The sequence below is a fragment of the Devosia sp. Root413D1 genome, from assembly GCF_001425235.1.
GTDB lineage: Bacteria > Pseudomonadota > Alphaproteobacteria > Rhizobiales > Devosiaceae > Devosia_A.
In genome coordinates, this window is record NZ_LMEA01000008.1 from 691,398 (window position 1) to 712,356 (window position 20,959).

The window sequence follows — 20,959 nt, forward strand, 5'->3', positions numbered from 1 at the left end:
GTATGTTGAAACCCGTCTCCGTCAGGGGACGCTGGACCGGGCGGCGATGAGCGATTCCATCCGTATCTCCGTTGACGCCATGGGCGGCGACAAAGGGCCCCGCGTGGCCGTCGAAGGCGCGCGTCTGTTCTGGCGCGAGCGCAAGAACACCACCTTCATCTTCCATGGTCGCGAAGCCGAGCTGAAGCCGCTGCTCGACGAGTTTCCCGATCTCAAAAAGGTCTCGCGCATCGTCAACGCCGACATTGTCATCTCGATGGAGGAAAAGCCCTCGCAGGCGCTGCGCAAGGGCCGCGGCACCTCCTCGATGTGGGCGGCCATCCAGTCGGTGAAGGACGGCGAGGCCGATGTCGCGATCTCCGGTGGCAATACCGGCGCGCTGATGGCGATGGCCACGTTCTGTCTGAGGCCGATCGAGGGCATTTCGCGCCCCGCCATCGCGGCGCTGTGGCCGACGCTGCGCACCGACATCATCGTGCTCGATGTCGGCGCCACCGTCGGCGGCGATGCCAAGCAGCTGACCGATTTCTCGATTCTCGGCGCCGCCCTGGCGCGGGCACTGTTCGACCAGGAACTGCCCACCGTGGGGCTGCTCAATGTCGGCACCGAAGAGATGAAGGGCCACGACGAGGTGAAGGAAGCGGCGCGCATCCTGCAGGCGGCAAGCGGCGAGGGCTTCATCTATCATGGCTTCGTCGAAGGCGACGACATCGGCAAAGGCACCGTGGACGTGGTTGTCACCGAAGGCTTTGCCGGCAATATCGCGCTGAAGACTGCCGAGGGTACCGCGCGGCAAGTCGGCGCCTATATCCGCAACGCGCTGAAGGCCGACATCATTTCGATGCTGGGCGCAGCCATTGCCGGCCAGGCGCTGCAGGCGCTGCGCCGCAAGCTCGACCCGCGCAACATCAATGGCGGGGTGTTCCTCGGCCTCAACGGCGTCGTCATCAAGTCGCACGGCGGCACCGACGAGGTCGGCTTCAAGGGCGCCCTGAGCCTTGCCTATGAGATGGCCCGCAGCCGCGTCATGGACAAGATCGGCGAAGGCATGCGCCGCTTCCCCACACTCAACGCGGTGCCCTCGACCGAGGCGGCGCCCGTTCCCGAAACCGAGGCGAAATCCGCGTGACCGACAAGAAATCCATCATCCGCAGCGTCGGCTCCTATCTGCCGGCACGTGTGGTGAGCAATGACGAGCTGGCCAAGACCGTCGACACCTCCGACGAGTGGATTCAGCAGCGCACCGGCATCAAGCAGCGCTACATCGCCGCCGAGGGCGAGAACACCTCCGATCTTGCCGCCGCTGCGGGCCGCAAGGCGATGGAGAACGCCGGCATCACCATCGACGACGTCGACCTGATCCTTGTTGCGACGACCACGCCGGATATGACCTTCCCGGCGACGGCGGCAGTGGTGCAGCAGAAGCTCGGCATGCACCATGGCGCCGCCTTCGACATCCAGGCGGTGTGCTCGGGTTTCGTCTACGCCGTCGCGACGGCCGACTCGTATTTGAAGAACGGGCTCGCCAAGCGCGCCCTGGTGATCGGCGCCGAGACCGCCTCGCGCATCCTCGACTGGAACGACCGCACCACCTGCGTGCTGTTCGGCGACGGGGCAGGGGCAGTGGTGATGGAGCTCGGCAAAGCCGGCGAGGAACGCGGCGTGCTCGCGACCTCGCTGCGGTCCGATGGCCACTACTGGAACAAGCTCTATACCGATGGCGGCCCCAGTTCGACGCAGTCGATGGGCCACATCCGAATGGAGGGCAAGGAAGTCTTCAAGCACGCCGTCGGCATGATCACCGACGTGGTCTACAAGGTGCTCGAGGATACCGGCCATACCATCGACGATCTCGACTGGTTCGTGCCCCACCAGGCCAACAAGCGCATCATCGACGGCGCCGGGGTGAAGCTCGGCCTGCCGCCCGAAAAAGTGGTGGTGACCGTCGATCGTCACGCCAATACCTCCGCCGCCTCGGTGCCGCTGGCGCTTCACACCGCCGTAGCCGATGGCCGCATCAAGCGCGGCGACTTGGTGATGATCGAAGCCATGGGCGGCGGCTTCACCTGGGGCGCCTCGCTGATCCGCTGGTAAGCCCCGTCGCGATCAAACTCGGCGGGCCCCTCGTCATCCACGGTGCAGGATGGCCGTTGCCGACCTCTGGGAGGCCGTTTGCCAACCTCTGGGAGGCCGTTTGCCAACCTCACGCCTTTGATTGGTAAGCCAGATTGCCAGTGACGTGACAGCGCGTTAATCTTTGCCACAAATCCGTGGGTGGGGGCGCCTGACGGGCACCTGTATCCAGCTGGGCAAAAACGGAGGGGCGGCATATGACGCAGAGAACGGTCACGCGAGCCGACTTGGCGGAAGCGGTCTACGAAGCGGTGGGGTTGTCCCGCACCGAGTCGGCGGAACTGGTGGAGCGGGTGCTCGACCTCATCGGCGACGCGCTGGTGGAAGGCCACAACGTAAAACTCTCCTCGTTCGGCTCGTTCCAGGTGCGCTCCAAGAACGAGCGGATCGGCCGCAATCCCAAGACCGGCGAGGAAGTGCCGATCCTGCCGCGACAGGTTCTGGTGTTCAAACCCAGCAACGTGTTGAAATCCAAGATCAACAAATCTATGGTCCGGTCTGGAAAATAAGACTCTTTCCGGGCGGGTGAGTCCTTTTGGACAAGTCTCCAGACGCGTTTCGCACCATATCCGAGGCAGCCGACGAGCTGGACCTGCCGCAGCACGTGCTGCGCTTCTGGGAGACGCGTTTCTCCACCATCAAGCCGCTGAAACGTGGCGGTGGGCGGCGTTACTACCGGCCTGAGGACGTGCTGCTGCTCAAGGGCATCCGGCATCTGCTCTACGATCAGGGCTTCACCATCAAGGGCGTGCAGCGGATCCTGAAGGATCAGGGCATTCGCTATGTCATCGGCATCGGCGAGGGCCGCCCGGTCGAAGCGCTGGAGCACCAGCCCGCCGACACCGAGCCCGAGGAGGATTTCACCTCCGAGTCGGCGGTGATCCCCGAAGACGACATGACCGATGCCCCGCCGGCGCCGTCGCGCCTGAAGCTTCCGAGCTTCAAGCCCAAGCCAGCCGGCCTCACGACCGCTGATCGCGACAAGCTTTCCGACGTGCTGCGTGAACTGCTCGACTGCAAGCGGCTGCTGGAGCGCGCTCGCGAGGGTTAGCGCCCGACGCCTTCGTCGGCGTTTTCGGATTCCAGCACGCCGAACGACTGCGACGAGCCGTTGCCGCTGTTCGACACAGCCCCATCGACACCAAGTCCGCGGCGCAGCAATTCGCGGACTGCAGCCGCACGGCTCGGCATGCGGTTGGCGAAGCGGAAGTCGTCGAGAGCGCGCAGTTCGTCCGCTTCAAGCATGATCTGCAGCCGCTCGCCGCGGACTAAGTCGTTACCCTTGTAGGTTTTCTCTGACATCGCGAAGCAGGAATGAGGTTGCGTTACTCATTCAACTCATTGCACGCAGAATGGTTGCCTGCAAGCGGTGTACTCATTCGCCACAAACCGCTGCAAAGCGGCAACGTGCTAACTCCCTTTTTCCTCGATTTGTCGACCGCACGGGCGCATGTGAAAGGGAAAGGAGACAGCCAGTGCTATTGAACACGCAATCGGATGGTTCGGGTTTTGGAACGGTGCTGATCGTCGAGGACGAGGTACTGGTCTCGATCATGATCGAGGATTTCCTGCTCGACCTGGGCGCAGCCGAAGTCATCACCTGTGTGACCCCGAACGAGGCCGAAGCCACGATTGGCAAGCGTTCGATCAACTGCGCCATTCTCGATGTCAAAGTCGGCGGCGCCGACAGCTTCGGGTTGGCTGACGCGCTGACCCATCAGGATGTCCCATTCTTCTTCGCGACAGCCTCCGGGCCTGAGGCAATAGTGGAACGGCACCGGCACCGCCCCATCCTCGCCAAGCCATTCTCGAATGCGCAACTGCTGGAGTTTCTGCACGCCACGATGGCGGGGCAGGGCAGGGATCGCTAGAGCTTTTCGTCTCGAAGGCTCAGCAAAACAGAAGGGGGCCGGACGGCCCCCTCTTATTTTGCGACCTCGGCCGTCAGCCCCGCTTGGGGATCTGCACGTCCTTGAGCATGATGGTGAAGATCATCGCCAGCACATAGACCCCGGCAAGGAACAGGAACAGCGTGTTGAAGCCGGCGGTGTAGTGGCTGAGAACAACTTCGCGCGTCGCCTCCGGCAGGCCGGCCGCGATGTGCGGGCTGAGGCTGGTGAGGCCGCCCGGCACCGCAGCCGCGACATCGGCGGGGAGCTGTGTGTTCTGCTGGGTCAGCGCCCAGGTCATGACCGCGCCGTTCACGGCGAGCCCGAGCGAGGCGCCGATGGTGCGAGCCTGGGTGATGAGGCCGGTGGCGGCGCCGATATCCTGCAGCGGTGCCGCGGCCTGGATAGCGACCATCAGCACCTGGAACTGCAGACCCATCGAGATGCCGAACACCGCCATCAGCAGCGCCATGATCCAGACCGGCGTGTGCGCGTCGACGAAGGTGTAGCCCACCATCAGCAGCGCGCCGACCGCCATCGCGGCCACCGGCATCCACTTGTAGCGCCCCGTGGCCGCAATGATCCGGCCGGCAAGCATCGAGACGATCATCGAAGTCGCCGAAGCAGGCAGGAACAGGAAGCCGACCTCGGCCGGGCCGAACCCGGTGATCACCTGGAAGTAGAGTGCAAAGTAGAAGAACTGGCCGAGCGTTACGACACCCGCGAGCAGCGAGACCAGCGTCACGATGGTGATCGTGTGGTTCCGGAACAGCCGCAACGGCACGATTGGCTCGGCGGCGCGACGTTCGGTCACCACGAACCAGATAGCCGCGGCAATGCCGATGACGGGCAGGGCGAAGGTCAGCAGATCCGGGCCGGCCGGGTCGATCACATGGTCGCCCCAGTAGACGATGGCAGTGGTGGCGACGGCAAGCAGTACGCCGCCGAGATAGTCGACCTTGTGCTGCTTCTCGACGAACTTCGAGCGCATGGCGACGAAGATAAGCGCCAGGACGACGATGCCGACCGGCAGGTTGACGAGGAACACCCAACGCCAGCCGAACAGGCTGGTGATGTAGCCGCCGGCGACCGGCCCGAGAATCGAGCTCAGCGCGAACACGGCCGACGAATAGCCCTGGTACTTGGCGCGGTCGCGCGGCCCGAACAGCTCGCCGATCATGGCGAAAGCCGAGACCATCAGCCCGCCACCGCCGATGCCCTGCAGCACGCGCGCAGCGATCAGCGATTCCATCGACCAGGCGAGACCGCAGGCGGCCGAGCCGATGAGAAACAGCACGATCGCCGTCATCACCACGTTCTTGCGGCCGTACATGTCACCGAGCTTGCCGTAGAACGGCGCCACTGCGGCGGTGGAGAGCAGGTAGGCGGAGCCGACCCAGCCGAACAAATGCAGGTTGCCCAGTTCACCGGCAATGGTGGGCAGCGCGGTGACGACGATCTGCATGTCGAGCGTCGCCATGAACATCGCGATCAGCGCGCCGAAATAGACGAGCAGCGTCGCGCGGTCGGGGCGCGATGGCGCCTCGGCGACCGGCGCGGCGCCGGAAATGGGGTTGGTATCAACGCTCATCAAGCGACCTCCGAATTGGAACGGGGTTATGTGCCTGCTTCACATATGTGTCAACAGCAATTGTATGACATGAGCATGTAATTGACTCTGGCACACATATCTGCTAGCGCGAAGTCATGCAGGACGACACCAAGACCGACCTTCCGGCCATCTGTCACACGCAGGGGGACCAGGAACTCATCGAACTCGCCAAACGGAGCGGGTTCTCGCCGGATGCGGCAGAGGCAGTCGCAGCGATCGATGCGGTAATGCATAAGGTTCGGCGCTCCATCCAGCGCCGTGATTTCGGCCGGCAGGTGATGGCGCAGATCGACCCGACGCTCGACGTCGCGCACCTCGACGCGATCAGCGCGATCGCCCATGCCCCAGCTTACATCGAGGATGCCAAGGTCGAGGTGACCGTGGGGCTGATTGCCGAACGGCTTGCGGTTGATCCGTCACGGGCAAGCCGTATTTCGGCGGAGCTCGTCGATCGCGGCTACGCTCGGCGCGTTGCCTCGCAGCAGGATGCCCGCCGCATTTGTCTTGAGCTCACCTCTAAGGGGAAACGCTTCATCGAGGCGGTGCGGATCAACAAGTGGAATCTGTTCGCCCAGGCGCTCGGGCAATGGAACGAGCGCGACCTCGTGGCGTTCGCCGTGCTGTTCGAGCGCTTCTCGAACTGGTCGACCGACGATGGCGGCGTGGCAAAATCCGCTGCCAACATCAAGCGCCTGTTCGAGGAAAGCGAAGCCGCCGCGAGTGAGGTCGAACCAGCCGGCGCGGAGTAGCCTGCCGGCCAATGATAATGCGGTCCGGCGCGCCAGCTGGACGAGGGTGCGCTGTCGCCGTAACACTGCGCCATGTCGAAAACCACCGCCGCGACGCTCGCGCTCACCAAGGCCGGCATCGCCTTCACACATTTTCCCTACGACTATGACCCGGACGCGCCGCGTATCGGGCTGCAGGCGGCCGAGGCACTAGGCAAGGCGCCCGAGCAGGTGTTCAAGACCCTGATGGCCGAGGTCGACGGCAAGCCGGTTTGCGTCGTCGTGCCATCCGACTGCGAAGTCAGCATGAAGAAGCTCGCCGCGGCCTTCGGCGGCAAATCCGCCAACATGATGAAGCCGGTGGACGCCGAACGACTCACCGGCTTCAAGGTCGGCGGCATCAGCCCGTTCGGGCAGCGGAAGAAGGTTCCGACCGCTATCGACGAAACCGCCGAATTGTTCGACGAAGTCCTGATCAATGGCGGCCAGCGCGGTCTGCTGGTGGGGCTGAGCCCAGTGGACGCCGCGCAAGTGACCGAAGCGAAGCTGATTGATCTCGTCGCCTAGGGCAGCGACGCGTTCTAGAACACCGCCAGGTACTTCAGCAGCGAAACAATGCCGATGATGATCACCACGATCTGGATGATCTGCTTGACGCGAGCATCGACCGGCAGCCGCTGCACCAGCCACAGGATCAATACGACGACGAGGAAGGTAATGAGGATTCCGATGAGAACGGACATCTGAAGTCTCCGTGACGCTGCGGAATGCAGGTACCTGCTCAACGCGCAAACGCGCAATTCGTGGCAGGCGACGCGAAAACTTCGTGTCAAATCCGAATGTTGGCCTGACCGCGGAACCCTGACAGGGCGGCGCCAGTTGCATGGCGATGACCGATGCGATCGATCTCATCGCGCCGCCCGGCCTCCACTTCGGCCCGCTCGGCGCCAACTGGGTACACCTGTGCGTCGACATGCAACGCATGTTTGCTGAACAGACCGATTGGCACGCGCCGTGGATGCAGCGGGTGCTGCCCGAAGTGGTGCGGCTAGTCGAGATGGCGCCGGAACGCACGGTGTTCACCCGCTTCATTCCGGCCCGTTCGGCTGACGATGTCGGCGGCACCTGGCGCCGCTACTACCAGCGCTGGGCAGCAATGACCGGCGAGCGTCTCGATCCCGGACTACTCGAGCTGATCCCGGCCCTGGCGCTGCACACGCCGCCCGCCCGCGTGCTCGACAAGCCGATCTACAGCCCCTGGCTCGGCAGCCGGTTGCACGCTGAGCTCCAGGCTGCCGGCGTCGATACGGTGGTGATCTCCGGCGCCGAGACCGAGGTCTGCGTCATGGCCGCCGTCATCGGCGCCATTGACCTCGGCTACCGCGTCATCATCGCCACCGACGCGATCTGCTCGTCCGCCGACTCCACCCACGACGCCATGCACCACATCTACGACAGCCGCTTCGGCATGCAGGTCGAGACCGCCGAAGTGGTCGAGATTGTGGAGGCGCGAGGGCAATAGGGTGGCTGTCCCCGCTGACCGCTACGTCGCTAACCACTCGTTAAGCTGTTGCCTCAAATGCCATTGATCGGCGGTCTCCGGTGGTGAACCTCAGCGCCCAGTAACTGCCTCTCACCGCTGACCCCACCATGACCACCGCCGATCACCTCGACGGGGCCGGACCTTTGCGTCCTGCCCAAAGCCATCCCGAGATCATCGTGCCCGGGACGGCGCGAATCCACAACCGGATCACTCGCGGCCGCATTGCTATCGTCGCGCTGCTGCTGGTGGCGGGCTTCCTGCTGATCGGCGGGCGGCTGGTGCAACTGGGGCAGGTGAGGCTCGACGACACCATCGAGGGCGTCACGCGCGACATCATCCAGGCATCGCGCCCACCGATCGTCGATCGCAACGGCATCGCCATCGCCGTCGATATCCGCATCCCCTCGCTTTACGCCGAACCTCGTCGCATCGTCGACGTGGCGAACACGGCGGCGCAGTTGCGCACCGTGCTGCCGGATCTTGACGAGGACTGGCTGCGGCAGCGCCTCTCCGGCGACAAGGGCTTTGTCTGGCTTAAGCGAGAGCTGACGCCGGCCCTCGAGGATCGAGTGATGGCGCTCGGCCTGCCGGGCATCGATTTCATCGAGGAGAGCAAGCGCTTCTATCCGGCAGGGTCCGAGCTCGCCCATGTCATCGGCAGCGTCAATGTCGACAACCAGGGGATCGCGGGGATGGAACTGGCCATCGACCGCGACGATCTTGCCGTGCTGCAAGAGGTCGGGCTGGCGCGCGGTGCCGAGCTCGAGCCCAAGGTGCTGTCGATAGACACCCGCGTCCAGTACGTGATGCGCTCCGAGTTGCTCGCCGCGCTTGCCCGCTTCCGTGCCATTGCCGCTGCCGGAGCGATCGTCGACGTCAAGACCGGCGAGGTGATCGCCATGGTCTCGCTGCCGGATTTCGACCCGAACGAGCCGGCCACGGCGCTGAAGCCCGAGAGCTTCAACCGCATCACCAACGGCACGTTCGAACTGGGTTCGACCTTCAAGACTATCACTATCGCGGCCGCGCTCGACAGCGGCGCCGTCGGCATCGACGATATGATCGACGCGCGGGAAGGGGTACGCTTCGGCCGCTTCCTGCTCGATCACGGCCGGCACGAGATCATGTCGGTTTCGGACGTGTTCCGCTACTCCGACAATATCGGCACCATCCGCATCATGGAGACGATGGGCAAGGACAAGCTCCGCGCATTCCTTGGCACCGCCGGATTCGACCAGCGCTCCGGGATCGAACTGCCCGAGCGAGCCGCGCCCCGCGTGCCTGAGAGTTTCTCCGATGTCGCGGCCGCCACTGCCTCTTATGGCTACGGGTTTGCTGCGACGCCGATGCACATGCTGACGGCTGTCGCCGCGCTGATGAACAAGGGCAAGCTGGTGCCGCCGACGCTGTTCCGGCGCAGCGCGGCGGAGGCTGCGCAACTGGCGCGCCCGATCGTCAGTTCGAGGACCAGCGACGAGATGATGTACCTGTTCCGCATGAACGCGCTGCTCGGCTCCGGCCGCAACATGGACGCCGAAGCCGTCGGCTACCGCACCGGCGGCAAGACCGGCACGGCGGAAAAAACCATCAACGGCCGCTATTCCAAGACCAAGAACGTCACCGTGTTCACCTCGGCCTTCCCGATGGAGGATCCGCGTTACGCCATGCTGGTGATGCTCGACGAGGCGCAGGCCGAAAACGCCCGCTCCACCCGCGAGGCCGGCTGGAACGTCGCGGTGGTCAGCGGGCAGATCATCCAGCGGATCGCCCCGATGCTGGGGGTTCTTCCCACCACCGCTGCCGGCATCGACGACCGGCTGATGCGGATCGGCGGAGTGCCGGCGGCCGGTGCCGACGTGACCGTCCGGTGAGGGCCGAATAGGGCGATAAACACCACATTCAGGGGCGGTTCAGAGCAATTAGCGTCAAATGCTCACCATCGACGACGCCTCCCGCGTCGCCACGACAAGGAGAGAAAAGATGCCCGCACTTGGCCTCCGTCGTGCCTTCACCGCCGCCCTCGTCTCCGCCATCGTCGTGCTGCCACTGGCAACCAGCCCGGCCCTGGCGCGGATCAAGAAACCCGGACTCGACTCGCTGTCCCAGGAGTGCTTCAGAGTTCAGACGGCCGCCGATGCCCTTCGTGCCGAATACAAGAATGAGGGGACCACCAACGCCCGCCGCGAGGATATCCTGACCGAGCTGCGCAAGCTGGGCAGCTACTGGATCGCCGCCGGCTGCCGCGATCTCTTCGGCGATATGTCGAAGTTCTCCAAGGTGACCCCCGACGCTATCGCGCCCGAGCCGCCGCGCAGTCTGCTCGACTCGGGCGACAGCTCCAGTGACTCCAACGAGTCCGGCGGCGGCGGCGGCTCCGATTGGCCGGACGGCCCGATCTACTAGGCCGACGTCGCGGTATTTGACGCAGCGAGGCGGGCTGATCACCGCCCCGCTTCGCAGCCTGGGGCGCGCAATTGTTCCACCTGGATCGCATTGCCGCAAAAATGCCTCTTGCCTCAAAAGGCTGGTTTCTGTAGGCCTCCGCACCAGTCGGGGTGTAGCGCAGCCTGGTAGCGCATTTGTCTGGGGGACAAAGGGTCGTCGGTTCAAATCCGGCCACTCCGACCATTTCTTCCAAAGCCTAGAGGATAGCGGATTGGATATTGCCCCCAGCGATCCGCTCCCGGAGGAACTGTCGCTTGTCGCCGGCAGCCTCGAGCGCTGGCCGGTTGCCGCAGGCGGCGCACCGGTCCTGATCAATCTCTCCGAGAATCACACCTTCCGCATCGACGGGGCCAGCGGTTCGCGCCATGTGCTGCGCCTGCACCGGCCGCGCTACCAGTCGCGCACCGCCATCGGCAGCGAGCTCGCCTGGCTCGAAGCGATCACCGACGACACCGAAATCCCGGTGCCGCGCCCGATCCCCGGGGCGGATGGCGAGATTGTGCAGGAAGTGGCGCCGGACCGCTTCGCCGCCTTGTTCGCCTTCGAGAACGGCGCCGAGCCTCAGCCGGATGCGGACCTCGTGCCGCTGTTCGCAACGCTCGGGCGCTACGCTGCAACGCTCCACAACCACATTGCCACCTGGCAGCAGCCTGAAAAATTCGTCCGGCCGATCTGGGACGCGGTGGGCATCCTCGAGGCCTCGGGCCTATGGGGCGACTGGCGCAAGGCCCCGCATGTCGAAGGCGACACGCTGGCAACGCTGATCGCGCTCGATGCGGCGTTGCGCGCCGATCTCAGGGCCTATGGCACCGACATCGACCGCTTCGGGCTGATCCACGCCGACATGCGGCTCGCTAACCTCCTGGTCGACGGCGAGCACACCGTACTGCTCGATTTCGACGATTCCGGCTTTGGCTGGTTCCTCTACGATCTCGCCGCCAGCCTGTCGTTCATCGAGACTTCGCCGCAGGTGCCAGCGCTGATCCGCGCCTGGCTCGGCGCCTATATGGAAATCCGGCCGCTGAAGCCGGAGGACCTCAGGATGATCGATACGCTGATCCTGCTCCGGCGCATGGCGCTGCTGGCGTGGATCGGCTCGCATGGCGAAACCGACCTCGCGAAGTCGCATGCCGAACGGTTTGCGCTGGACACGGCGGCAATGGCGCGAAAGTATCTGAGCCGCTGACGACCGGGGGAGGGCGCCATGCGCATCCTCGCCGTCGCCGATTTACACTACAACCTGCCGCAGTTCGATTGGCTCGTCTCGGCCGCCAATCGCTATGACTTGCTGATCATCGCGGGAGACTTGCTGGATGGCAGCTCGCTGGTCACCATCAGCGCGCAAATGGTGGTGGTGCTGAAATATCTTGAGCGGCTCCGCGCCACCGTGCCGTTGGTGGTCTGCTCGGGCAACCACGACCTCAACCATGTCTACTCGACCGGCGAGCGCTATGCGCGCTGGGTGCCATACGCACGCGGCAACGGCGCTCATGCCGACAATGAGAGCTTTGCCATCGGCGAGGACAGCATCACCATCTGCCCCTGGTGGGATGGCGACATCGCCAAGCACGCCATCGGCCGGCAGCTGGCGGAAGCGGCGGCGACACGCGGGCGGAACTGGTTCTGGGTCTACCATGCGCCGCCGGCCGAGACGCCGGTGAGCTGGTCCGGTTCGCGCTCTTACGGCGATGTGGAGCTCGCGGGCTGGATCGCACAATACCAGCCGCAACTGGTGTTCAGCGGCCATGTGCACGAAGCGCCGTTTGCGCGCGGCGGCTCATGGGCCTCGCGACTGGGCGACACCTGGATCTTCAACCCTGGCCGGCAGGTTGGCGACGTGCCGACGCACATCGTGGTCGATACCGAGTTGAGGCAGGCGGCGTGGTTCTCCTTCGAGGGAGCGGGAACGCTCGACTGGGGCAGCGGCGGCGTGCCGGAGGAAATGCTCGAGTGGCCGGCCTGGCTGCCGCGGGCGCCGCTGGCGGCCTAGAGCGCTTTCTACCCCGGTTCGATTCGGTGAAGCGGCCTAGAGCCGCGGGTCGGGCTTGCCGGTGGCAATGACCGGGGCAGCCGTCTGGGCCGGCAACTGCTGGTTCACCAGCGCCTCGAGCACTTCATCGACCATACCCAGATGGTCGTTGCGGTCGGCGAACTGGTGCTTGAGGTCGGCGAGGTAGGTCGTGGCGTCGATCAGTCGGCTGGCGAGGATGCGGGCGACATGGAAGACGATCTCCGGTCGCATCTGCAGGAAACTCTCGGCATCCTCGATGCGGTGGACGATCACCGGTTCGATGGCGCGCACGGTGGCGCTGTGCGGCCGGCCGAGCAGGGCGGAGATCTCGCCAAACACTGCGCCCGGCTCGTCGACCAGCGAGACACGCACGTCGCCGCGCAGCACCTCGACCGCGCCCTCGACCAGAATGTAGAGCACCCCGCTGCTCGGGCCCTCGCTGATCAGGATATCGCCGGTGTCGTAGCGAACCTTGGCGAGGTCGTCAGTGGTGGCGAGCACCGCCTGCATCGAGCTGTTCTGTGGTTCCACGCTGGCCCCCGGCTGTCGCGCCGGGCCTGATCATGCTCTCAGGGAAGCGGCGCCGCCAAGCCAAATCGCTTGTCGACCCGCCCGTAACCGGCCGTGACGCCCCAGATCAGGCCGGCGACGAGGAAAAAGTGCCGCCAATGATCGATGTCGATGATCGCGGCCTCGCCGGCGAGCGGCACGAATACCGCGACCAGCGGGATCAGCAGCAGGCGGTTGGGACCGGGCCGGGCGATGAACGTGGCGCTCCGCCACAGCGTCACGCCGATGAACAGGATGAAGGCAAAGCCGCCACCCCAGCCATAGGCGTGCAGCACATTGACATAGGTATTGTGCGGCTCTTCCTTGACCCGGAGGTTGCGGAACTCGAGCGGGCCAAGTCCGAGCGGATGCTGCAACGCCAGGTCGAACGCATAGCCCTGCCGGCCGAAGCGGCCGCTTTCGCCGGTATCGTAATTCTGCGATTGGGTCCTGAGCTCGATGAACGAGCGGAACTGCGGGATCGACAGGATACCGGCCGCCGCGACGACGAGCAGCATCAGGCCGGCCATGGCGAGCAGCAGCATGCGGACCTTTTGCCGGGCATGCGCTTCGAGGACGAACACCAGCACGTAAACGATAGCGCTGGAGATGACGATGTGGCCCCAGGCAGCGCGCGAGAAACTGGCGAACACCCCGGCGACCAGCACGCCATAGGCGAGTGCCGCCCAGATGGCGCCGCGCGGCGTACCCAACAGCACGCGCTGCAGCACGTACATGGCCGGCAGCACCAGGAACGGGCCGAAGACGTTCGGATCGTTGAAGAACGCCTTGGCGCGGTCATAGCGGGTGAACAGCTCATGCCCGATGCCAAGATACCCGAGCGTGCCGAGCACGGCCGAGAGCAGGGCGGTTGCGAGGTAGGCACCGATGATCAGCCGCATCCGGGCCTGCGGCGCGTCGGCGACATAATTCGCCACCCAAAACGAGGTGAAGAACAGAAAGATCGTCACCGCCTGGTAGATCAGCGCATCCGGGATGGTGCTGAACTTCACCTGGAACGCCGCGATGATGGCGAACGGCACGAAGCTCGCGAACAGCACCAGCAGCCCCAGCGTCGAGCGGCGCAGCGCGAATCCGGCGACCATCGAGACCCCGAGCACCGCGAGGAACGCCAGCTCGTACGGCGACGGTTCGGTGATGACGAGGCCGCCGGCAAAGATCCAGCCGACGACGAGGGCGTCAAGCAGGGTGGTGGCGCGGGCGCGCAGCCAGGTGCCGGCAAGGGTGGGGGAGGCCGTCGAGGCCGCAGCACTCATCGTGCCACCCACGGGGTGTCATCCCTGCGAAAGCTGGGACCCATTTCACAGCGCGCACCAGCTGCGAGTTGGGTCCCAGCTTTCGCTGGGATGACATCGAGTATGGGGAAGAACCGGTGGCTCGCCCCGGTCATTTCAGAACGCGTTCTTGCGCTGGGTGAACAGCGAGATCGGGGTCAGCGCCACGATCTTCACGTCGAGCCAGAGCGACCAGTTTTCAATGTAGTAGAGGTCGCATTTGACTCGTTGCATGATCTTGTCGACCGTGTCGGTCTCGCCGCGCCAGCCGTGGATCTGGGCCCAGCCGGTCATCCCCGGCTTCACCCGGTGGCGGGCGAAATAGCCCTCGACCGCATCGTAGTAGAGCTGGTTGTCGGCCTTGGCCGAGAGGGCGTGTGGCCGCGGGCCGACGATCGAAAGTTCACCCAGCAGCACGTTGAACAGCTGCGGCAGCTCGTCGATCGAGGTCTTGCGGATGAACTTGCCCACCTTGGTGACCCGCGGATCGTCCTTGGTGACAAGTTTCACCGCGTTGGCGTCGAGCATGTCGGTCCGCATCGAGCGAAATTTCCACATCTCGATCAGCTGGTTGTTGAAGCCGTGCCGCTTCTGCCGGAAGAACACCGGCCCCTTGCTCTCGAGCTTGATAGCGATCGCCGTGGCGACCATCACCGGCGAGAGCAGGATCAGCGCCGTGGCAGCGACGAGTTTGTCGAACAGCCACTTGAACACCAGGTTCCAGTCCGAGATCGGCCGGTCGGCCATGTCGAACACCGGCACGCCGCCGACATAGGAATAGGCCTTCGAGGTGAAGCGCAGCTTGCTCATATGGGCAGAGAGCCGGATATCGACCGGCAGCACCCAGAGCTGCTTCAGCATGTCGAGCACGCGGTGCTCGGCGAATAGCGGCATCGAGACGATCACCAGGTCGATCCGGGTCTGCCGGGCGAACTCGATCAGCTCGGCGACGCGGCCGAGCTTGGCGAGGCTGGCGACGGATTCGGGCGAGCGGTCGTCGTTGCGGTCGTCGAACAGCCCGAGCAGGTCGATATCGTCGCGCCCGGTGGTCTGGATCGATTCGATCAGCGCTTCGGCATCCTGGCCGCCACCGACGATGACGGTGCGGCGCTTGAGCTTGCCCTGCCGGGTCCAGCGCATCACCACCTGATGCAGCGCCATGCGATAGACCGCGAGCATGCCAAGCCCGGCGGCCCAGAAGGCGGCGATCCACGGGCGCGACAATGCATGGCCACTATCGTAGAGCAGCACCAGCCCGCCGAGCAGCGCGAAGGCGGCCGTCCAACTGAGCGCGGCCTTCCAGAGCTGTGAGACGCCGAGCCGGTAGGCCGCAATGCCGTGCAGCCGCAGCAGGCTGATGAACACCTCAGCCACCGCAACGACGCCGAGCGTCGTGACGACGCTGAGCAGCGTATCGCCGCCATTGAGCCCGAACAGCGCCACCCCGGTTGCGATCAACAGGGCAATCTCTGCCACCTGCGCCACGCCGGCGACGACCGCCGCCGAGTAGGTTGGGGCGATCGGCTGATCGGCGAGGGCGGCGGCGAGGTCGCTCAGCCGCGGTGGCGCGGCTTTCGCCTTGGGCGGCTGCGCAACGTGCTCGAGGACGGCCTGCTGAGGATCAAGGTGGAACATCGGGGGCTCTTTGCTGGGCTCTTGTTGTGTGGAGGCTCTAAGACGTGAGCACTGAAGGCGACGTGACCCCTGCGGGCGCCCGGGCAGCGAGAACCTGCCGGTAGAGCGCCTCGATCTGGTCGGTCATGTGGGCGATGGAGAAACCGCCCCTGATATGCGCGAGCCGCAGTTCTACCTCGCGGGCTGCCGCGGCCGGATCGTCGAGAGCTGCCTGCATGGCGCCGCGCAGCGCAGCCGCGTCGGCCGCCGGCAGCAGGCTCGAGGCAGTGGGGCCGTAGATTTCCTTCACGCCGCCCACGTCGGTGGCGATCACCGGGCGACCAGCAGCTGCGGCCTCGAGAATCACATAGGGCAGCGACTCGGCGAGCGAAGGCACGACGGCGATGCGGCCCAGATGCAGGGTAGGACGCGCCGGCTTGACGCCGACCAGAGTGACGCGTTTGGCTAGCCCGAGACGTTCGACCTGCGCCCTGATCGTATCGAGGTCCGGGCCGCCGCCAGCCATCACCAGCGTCGCCGGGCGGCCATCGAGGGCGCGGACGTCGACCAGTGCGTCGAGCAGGTAGCTGATGCCCTTGACCGCGCGGAACTCGCCGATGAACACGAAATCGGCCGCCGCCGGTCCGGGGACGATCGCCTCGAACTCCGACGGCATCAACCCATTATGGATCACCGGGCCGGGGCACGAGGGTTTGCCGATCTGCTCAGTGTAAGCCCGTTGCGCGAAACCGCTCTCGAACACCATTGCGTCAGTCGCGCCGAGCAGCGCGCGCTCGATCAGGCGGAACAGCTGGCCGGCCGGCGAGCCGGGCCGGTAGTTCAGCACCCCGCCATGCGGCGTGTAGAGCGAAACGCGCTGCCGGGCGCCGATGCGGGCCAGCCGGGCGTTGAGCCCGCCCTTGGCGCCGTGGCCATGCAGCACGTCGATCTGCAGCACGTCGGCGAGACGGCGAACCCTGAGCGGCGTGGTGAGGTCGGCGGTCCCGAAGGTGCGGGGGATTGGCAATGAATGGATGCCGAGCGGCGCCAGCGGGCGGAGCTTTTCCAGCCGTTCCTCGGTCAGTGCATCGGTGTGGAGGCTGTCGGCGACGATGCCGATCTCGTGGCCGCGTGCCGCCAGTTCATGCGTCAGATCGTAGACGTGCCGGAACAGCCCGCCGACCGGGGCACGAAGGATCTGGAGGATGCGGAGCGGACGAGATGCGCTGGACATGCCCCCAGCGTTAGAGGGGGCGGGGTTTCCGAACCCTTTAGAGCCAGCGCTCCGACACTACGATGGTATCTCCGGGGTAAATGGGGAAGTCGAGGTTGACCGATCCCTTCACCATCTGGTTGCCCTGCCGGCGATAGATTACTGCCTTGCCGCGGTCCGCCGTGTCGGAGAATCCGCCGGCCGTGCTGATCGCCGCACGCACCGTCATGCCGTAGACATAGGGGAACTGGCCGCCGTTCTTGACTGCGCCCTGGATGAAGAACGGCCGGTAAGTCTCGATCTCGACTGCGACACTCGGCTCGCGAATATAGCCCTCGGCCAACGCCGCGGTGATCGAGGCGGCGGCGAGCTGCGTGGTTTTTCCGCGCACCTTTACTGGCCCGACCAGCGGCAGCGCCACGGCGCCCCCATCGTCAACCTGGTAGCTCTTGGAGAGTTCGGCTTCGCCATAGACGCTGACCCGCACCACGTCGCCGGTATCGAGCATGTAGGGGCCCTTCACCTCGACCAGGTAGGTCGACGGCTTGCCGTTGATGGCGCAGGCCGCAAGCGGCACGAGCAGCAAAATGAGAAGGAAACGCAGCCAGCGCATGGCTATCCCGAAAAACCCTGATCAGGGCGCCAGTGTCGCGGTGCTATGGTTAACATTCTGCTTAGAAAATTGCCTTCGGATCGTCAGATTGCGAGCCAGCTTAACTGAATGCTTACCACGCCGGCCCCATAGCTCAGGAGTAACAGTGAGGGCGGGCGAGTGAGTTCGGATTTCGAGCGCGCCGATGACGTGCGGATGGATGTGGGGGCGCTGATCGCCGCCGTGCTGTCGCGCGGCCTGCGCATCGTGCTCGTCACCGTGCTGCTGCTGGTCGCCTCGGCTGCGGTCCTGCTGTTCATCCCTAAGAGCTACGAATCGTCGGCGAGCCTGTTGGTCGAACCGCGCAGCAACATCTACACCCGCGCTGCGATGGACGTGACCTCGGGCGGCAACTCGGTGAACACCGAAGCGCTGATGTCGAGCCAGATCGAGCTGATCAAATCACGCGACCTGCTGCTCGAAGTGGTCGATTCGGAAAACCTCCGCTCGGTGCCTGAATTCTCCAATGCCGGCTTTTCGCCCATTGGCTTCGTGCTGCGCCTCGTGGGGCGCGGACCGGAGCAGCGTAGTGTCGATGAGACCGTGCTCGGCAATCTCGCCGACCGCATGACGGTGATCCGTGAGCGCGATTCTGCGGTGATCTCGATCTATGTGCGCTCGACCGACGCCGAGCTCGCAGCGCGCATCGCCAACGCCATCGCCGCCGCCCACGTGAAGCGCCGCGGGGCCCAGTCGCTGACCGATACCGCCGACGCCACCGTGTGGCTCGAGGAGGAGATCGACAAGCTCCGCCCCAAAGTGAGCGCAGCCGAGACCGCCGTCGCCAACTACAAGGTCGAGAACGACCTGTTCGTCGGCGCCAACAGCATCCCGGTGACCGACCAGCAACTGACTGTGGTCGCCACGCAGATCGCCGAAGCGCAGCAGCGCAAGAACGACGCTCAGGCCCGTTCGCAGGTGATCCGCGGGCTGCTCGACAAGGGCCAGTCGCTCGACGGCGTCAACGACGTCCGCAACTCGGTGGTGATCCAGGGGCTGCTCGAAACCAAGGCGAACCTGCAAGCCGAACTGGCGCAGAAATCGACGACCCTGCTGTCCAACCACCCGACCATCAAGGCGTTGAAGGCGCAGGTCGGCGAGCTTAACAAGCAGATCAGCAGCGAGGCCGACCGTGTCGCGGATTCGCTCGAGGCCGAGGCCAAGGTCGAGGCCGACCTCGAGCAGCGGCTGCGCGACGACCTGACCCGCGCCAAGCTCACGGCCGGTGACGCCACCAAGGGCGGCGTGACGCTCGACAGCCTCGAGCGCGAAGCCAAGGCGCAGCGTGACCTGTTGGAAAACTATCTCGCCCGCTACTCCGACGCGACGTCGCGCACGGCGTCGAACTCGGCGCTGCCCGATGTCCGCATCGTCAGCGAGGCGGCGCCTTCAGTCGAGCCGGCTTCTCCCAAAATCCCGCTGATCCTGGGCGCCATCGGCTTCGTGGCGCTGGCGCTGCAGATCGGCGCGATCCTGTTCGGCGAGCTGATGTCGGGCAGGGCGCTGACTGAGCGGACGCGCGCCGCAGGGCTGGAGTCGGAGGATCACGTCTACGACGCCGAAGCCACTGAGATCGACAACGACATGGTCGACGAAGCGATCGACGACGAGCTGGAGCATGCGGTGGAGTCGGGCATCGCCCCGCCGCCGTTGGCAGCCCGTCCGGCCGACGACGATGTGGCGCAGCTCTCGGCTGCCGTTACCACGCACCAGTTGCGCACCGTGCTGCTGGCCAGCCTCGATGGCGGCCAGGAGACGTTGATGGTGATGGACCGGCTGCTCGAGGATGCGCTGATGAGCGACCTGAGCGCCGTGGTGGTGGATGCCGGCAGCGGCGAAACCAGCGCTCTGCTCGGCCTCACCGACCTCGCTGCCGAGCAGGCTGACTATGGCGACGTCATGCAGCGTGCCGGCGACAACCTTGCCGAAGTGCCCTGGGGGCGCCTCCCGTCGCTCGACCGCCGCTCCTCCCGTCCTTCGACCTTGATCGAGGCGCTGGCCGATATCTATCACGTGGTGATCGTCGATACCGGCCGGGTCGGTGTCGCTTCCAGCCTGCCGCTGTTCGCGGGCGCCCGGGCCACCGTGGTGCTGGTCACCAGCGAGGACGCCAGCCCGGTAGCGATCGGCGTAGCCCGCCGCGATATCGCGGCGCTAGGCTTCGAGCTTGGTCGCGTCGTCCGCCTTCCCGCCGTCAGGGCGGACGTGGCTTAGGTCCGTGACAACGCTCAAGTACAGGCTGATCGGCGCCGCCTTCGAGCTGTTATGGGCAAGCGGCGTGACGCACCTGGTTCGCAAGCGCTCCAAGGCCCGCGGCGTGATCTTCACGCTGCATCGGGTGTTGCCGGACGATCCGGCCGACTTCGCCCCCAACGCCATTCTCCAGGTCAAGCCCGACTTCCTGGCCTTCGTCATCACCCGCGTCCGCGAGCTGGGCTTCGACATCGTCGACATGGACGAGGCGGCGCGGCGCATCGAGGCGGAGACGCCGAGCAAGCCCTTTGTCGTCTTCACTTTCGACGACGCCTATCGCGACAACCTCAGGTTCGCCCTGCCGGTGCTGCGCCGGCAGCAATGCCCGTTCACGCTCTACGTGCCGACGGCGCTGGTCGACGGGGTAGGGGAAGTGTGGTGGCAGGCGCTCGAGGACATCATCGCCGGCCAGAATGCGCTGGCCGTCACCTATGCCGGCGAGACCGAGTACTATGCCACCGCCAACCTCGAGGAAAAGCAGCGGGCCTATGACGCGCTCTACCGCCGGATGCGCACCATGCCCGAGGCCGACCGCGTCAAGCTGATCCGCGACATCGCCGGCCAGTACGGGTTCGATCTCAAGCAGCACTGCCGCGAGCTGATCATGGATTGGACCGAGCTCCGGCACTTCGCAGCCGATCCGCTCTGCACCATCGGCGCCCATACCGTGCATCACTATGAGCTGGCCAAGCTGGGCCCGCTCGATGCCCGCAACGAGATCGAGCAATCGGTCCGTATCCTCAAGGCGCAGTTCGGCAAGACGCCGCTGCACCTGAGCTACCCGATCGGCGGCACTGCCTCGGCCGGCCCGCGCGAGTTTTCGCTGGCCCGCGACTTGGGGCTCAGAACGGCCGTGACGACGCGTCCCGGCGGGCTATATGCTGGGCACCGGCACAGCCTCCATTCGCTGCCGCGGGTGTCCCTCAACGGCCTGTTCCAGTCCAAACGCTATGTCGATGTCTTCGCGACCCCGGCCGTGTTCGCAATGCTGCCCGGTTGATCGCGTTTCTCATGTCCCTTCT

General features: G+C 65.3%; 22 protein-coding genes and 1 tRNA gene. 15 read left to right on the forward strand and 8 right to left on the reverse strand.

The window, feature by feature from the left end; genetic code table 11:
• The first annotated feature begins 46 nt into the window (after nucleotides 1-46).
• From plsX to ASC89_RS11850, 4 genes are all read left to right on the forward strand, one after another.
• Entirely contained in the window at nucleotides 47-1,129 is a 1,083-nt protein-coding gene (gene plsX / locus ASC89_RS11835) for a phosphate acyltransferase PlsX (RefSeq protein ID WP_055997864.1), read from the forward strand.
• Nucleotides 1,126-2,094: a beta-ketoacyl-ACP synthase III gene (locus tag ASC89_RS11840; protein WP_055878908.1), complete on the forward strand. Its 969-nt coding sequence runs from the start codon at nucleotides 1,126-1,128 to the stop codon at nucleotides 2,092-2,094. Before plsX ends, ASC89_RS11840 begins: the two co-directional genes overlap by 4 nt.
• 236 nt (nucleotides 2,095-2,330) lie before the next feature.
• Complete coding sequence (locus ASC89_RS11845) at nucleotides 2,331-2,642, forward strand: integration host factor subunit alpha (RefSeq protein ID WP_055048678.1); 312 nt, start codon at nucleotides 2,331-2,333, stop codon at nucleotides 2,640-2,642.
• Nucleotides 2,643-2,668: 26 nt separating this feature from the next.
• Entirely contained in the window at nucleotides 2,669-3,184 is a 516-nt protein-coding gene (locus ASC89_RS11850) for a MerR family transcriptional regulator (protein ID WP_055878905.1), read from the forward strand.
• On the opposite strand, the gene ASC89_RS11855 is transcribed toward ASC89_RS11850, so the two are convergent.
• On the reverse strand, nucleotides 3,181-3,435 hold the full coding sequence (locus tag ASC89_RS11855) for a hypothetical protein (protein WP_055878902.1): 255 nt from the start codon (nucleotides 3,433-3,435) through the stop codon (nucleotides 3,181-3,183). The two genes, ASC89_RS11850 and ASC89_RS11855, sit on opposite strands and share 4 nt — an antisense overlap.
• Before the next feature lie 173 nt (nucleotides 3,436-3,608).
• Between ASC89_RS11855 and ASC89_RS11860 the strand changes: the two genes are divergently transcribed.
• A complete protein-coding gene (locus ASC89_RS11860; protein WP_162247936.1) occupies nucleotides 3,609-4,004 on the forward strand; it encodes a response regulator in 396 nt (131 codons plus the stop codon).
• Between the two features lie 73 nt (nucleotides 4,005-4,077).
• On the opposite strand, the gene ASC89_RS11865 is transcribed toward ASC89_RS11860, so the two are convergent.
• Nucleotides 4,078-5,613 (reverse strand): MDR family MFS transporter, encoded by a 1,536-nt coding sequence (locus tag ASC89_RS11865; RefSeq protein WP_055997871.1) that lies wholly within the window; start codon nucleotides 5,611-5,613, stop codon nucleotides 4,078-4,080.
• A gap of 116 nt (nucleotides 5,614-5,729) precedes the next feature.
• Between ASC89_RS11865 and ASC89_RS11870 the strand changes: the two genes are divergently transcribed.
• Both ASC89_RS11870 and ybaK read left to right on the forward strand, forming a co-directional pair.
• The gene (locus tag ASC89_RS11870; RefSeq protein ID WP_055997874.1) at nucleotides 5,730-6,383 is read left to right on the forward strand and encodes a MarR family winged helix-turn-helix transcriptional regulator; all 654 of its coding nucleotides are present in this window, start codon (nucleotides 5,730-5,732) and stop codon (nucleotides 6,381-6,383) included.
• A 72-nt stretch (nucleotides 6,384-6,455) separates the two neighbouring features.
• Nucleotides 6,456-6,929, forward strand: coding sequence for a Cys-tRNA(Pro) deacylase (gene ybaK, locus ASC89_RS11875; RefSeq protein WP_055878892.1), 474 nt, complete (start codon nucleotides 6,456-6,458; stop codon nucleotides 6,927-6,929).
• A gap of 14 nt (nucleotides 6,930-6,943) precedes the next feature.
• On the opposite strand, the gene ASC89_RS28805 is transcribed toward ybaK, so the two are convergent.
• Nucleotides 6,944-7,105 (reverse strand): Thivi_2564 family membrane protein, encoded by a 162-nt coding sequence (locus tag ASC89_RS28805; RefSeq protein WP_141728495.1) that lies wholly within the window; start codon nucleotides 7,103-7,105, stop codon nucleotides 6,944-6,946.
• Nucleotides 7,106-7,245: 140 nt separating this feature from the next.
• Here ASC89_RS28805 and ASC89_RS11880 point away from each other — a divergent pair, with 140 nt between their 5' ends.
• The 6 genes from ASC89_RS11880 (at nucleotide 7,246) to ASC89_RS11905 (ending at nucleotide 12,340) form a co-directional block, all read left to right on the forward strand.
• Nucleotides 7,246-7,884: an isochorismatase family cysteine hydrolase gene (locus ASC89_RS11880; RefSeq protein ID WP_244488445.1), complete on the forward strand. Its 639-nt coding sequence runs from the start codon at nucleotides 7,246-7,248 to the stop codon at nucleotides 7,882-7,884.
• A 128-nt stretch (nucleotides 7,885-8,012) separates the two neighbouring features.
• Nucleotides 8,013-9,776, forward strand: a complete 1,764-nt coding sequence (locus tag ASC89_RS11885; protein ID WP_055997877.1) for a penicillin-binding protein 2 — start codon at nucleotides 8,013-8,015, stop codon at nucleotides 9,774-9,776.
• A gap of 109 nt (nucleotides 9,777-9,885) precedes the next feature.
• Nucleotides 9,886-10,308, forward strand: a complete 423-nt coding sequence (locus ASC89_RS11890; protein WP_055878886.1) for a hypothetical protein — start codon at nucleotides 9,886-9,888, stop codon at nucleotides 10,306-10,308.
• A 148-nt stretch (nucleotides 10,309-10,456) separates the two neighbouring features.
• Nucleotides 10,457-10,533: transfer RNA gene (locus ASC89_RS11895), tRNA-Pro, on the forward strand.
• Nucleotides 10,534-10,561: 28 nt separating this feature from the next.
• Nucleotides 10,562-11,536 (forward strand): phosphotransferase enzyme family protein, encoded by a 975-nt coding sequence (locus ASC89_RS11900; protein ID WP_055997880.1) that lies wholly within the window; start codon nucleotides 10,562-10,564, stop codon nucleotides 11,534-11,536.
• Nucleotides 11,537-11,554: 18 nt separating this feature from the next.
• Nucleotides 11,555-12,340, forward strand: a complete 786-nt coding sequence (locus ASC89_RS11905) for a metallophosphoesterase (protein ID WP_055997883.1) — start codon at nucleotides 11,555-11,557, stop codon at nucleotides 12,338-12,340.
• A 36-nt stretch (nucleotides 12,341-12,376) separates the two neighbouring features.
• On the opposite strand, the gene ASC89_RS11910 is transcribed toward ASC89_RS11905, so the two are convergent.
• The 5 genes from ASC89_RS11910 to ASC89_RS11930 all read right to left on the reverse strand — a co-directional run bounded on the left by ASC89_RS11910 (nucleotide 12,377) and on the right by ASC89_RS11930 (nucleotide 17,645).
• Complete coding sequence (locus ASC89_RS11910) at nucleotides 12,377-12,892, reverse strand: cyclic nucleotide-binding domain-containing protein (RefSeq protein WP_244488446.1); 516 nt, start codon at nucleotides 12,890-12,892, stop codon at nucleotides 12,377-12,379.
• 38 nt (nucleotides 12,893-12,930) lie between these two features.
• Nucleotides 12,931-14,187 (reverse strand): O-antigen ligase, encoded by a 1,257-nt coding sequence (locus ASC89_RS11915; protein WP_055997888.1) that lies wholly within the window; start codon nucleotides 14,185-14,187, stop codon nucleotides 12,931-12,933.
• A gap of 135 nt (nucleotides 14,188-14,322) precedes the next feature.
• Nucleotides 14,323-15,840: an undecaprenyl-phosphate glucose phosphotransferase gene (locus ASC89_RS11920; protein ID WP_055878871.1), complete on the reverse strand. Its 1,518-nt coding sequence runs from the start codon at nucleotides 15,838-15,840 to the stop codon at nucleotides 14,323-14,325.
• A 37-nt stretch (nucleotides 15,841-15,877) separates the two neighbouring features.
• Nucleotides 15,878-17,053: a glycosyltransferase gene (locus tag ASC89_RS11925; protein ID WP_055997891.1), complete on the reverse strand. Its 1,176-nt coding sequence runs from the start codon at nucleotides 17,051-17,053 to the stop codon at nucleotides 15,878-15,880.
• Between the two features lie 37 nt (nucleotides 17,054-17,090).
• Entirely contained in the window at nucleotides 17,091-17,645 is a 555-nt protein-coding gene (locus tag ASC89_RS11930; RefSeq protein WP_055997894.1) for a polysaccharide biosynthesis/export family protein, read from the reverse strand.
• A 159-nt stretch (nucleotides 17,646-17,804) separates the two neighbouring features.
• Between ASC89_RS11930 and ASC89_RS11935 the strand changes: the two genes are divergently transcribed.
• Complete coding sequence (locus ASC89_RS11935; protein ID WP_055997897.1) at nucleotides 17,805-19,898, forward strand: exopolysaccharide transport family protein; 2,094 nt, start codon at nucleotides 17,805-17,807, stop codon at nucleotides 19,896-19,898.
• Between the two features lie 4 nt (nucleotides 19,899-19,902).
• Nucleotides 19,903-20,937 (forward strand): polysaccharide deacetylase family protein, encoded by a 1,035-nt coding sequence (locus ASC89_RS11940; protein WP_055878862.1) that lies wholly within the window; start codon nucleotides 19,903-19,905, stop codon nucleotides 20,935-20,937.
• The last annotated feature ends 22 nt before the right edge of the window (nucleotides 20,938-20,959 follow it).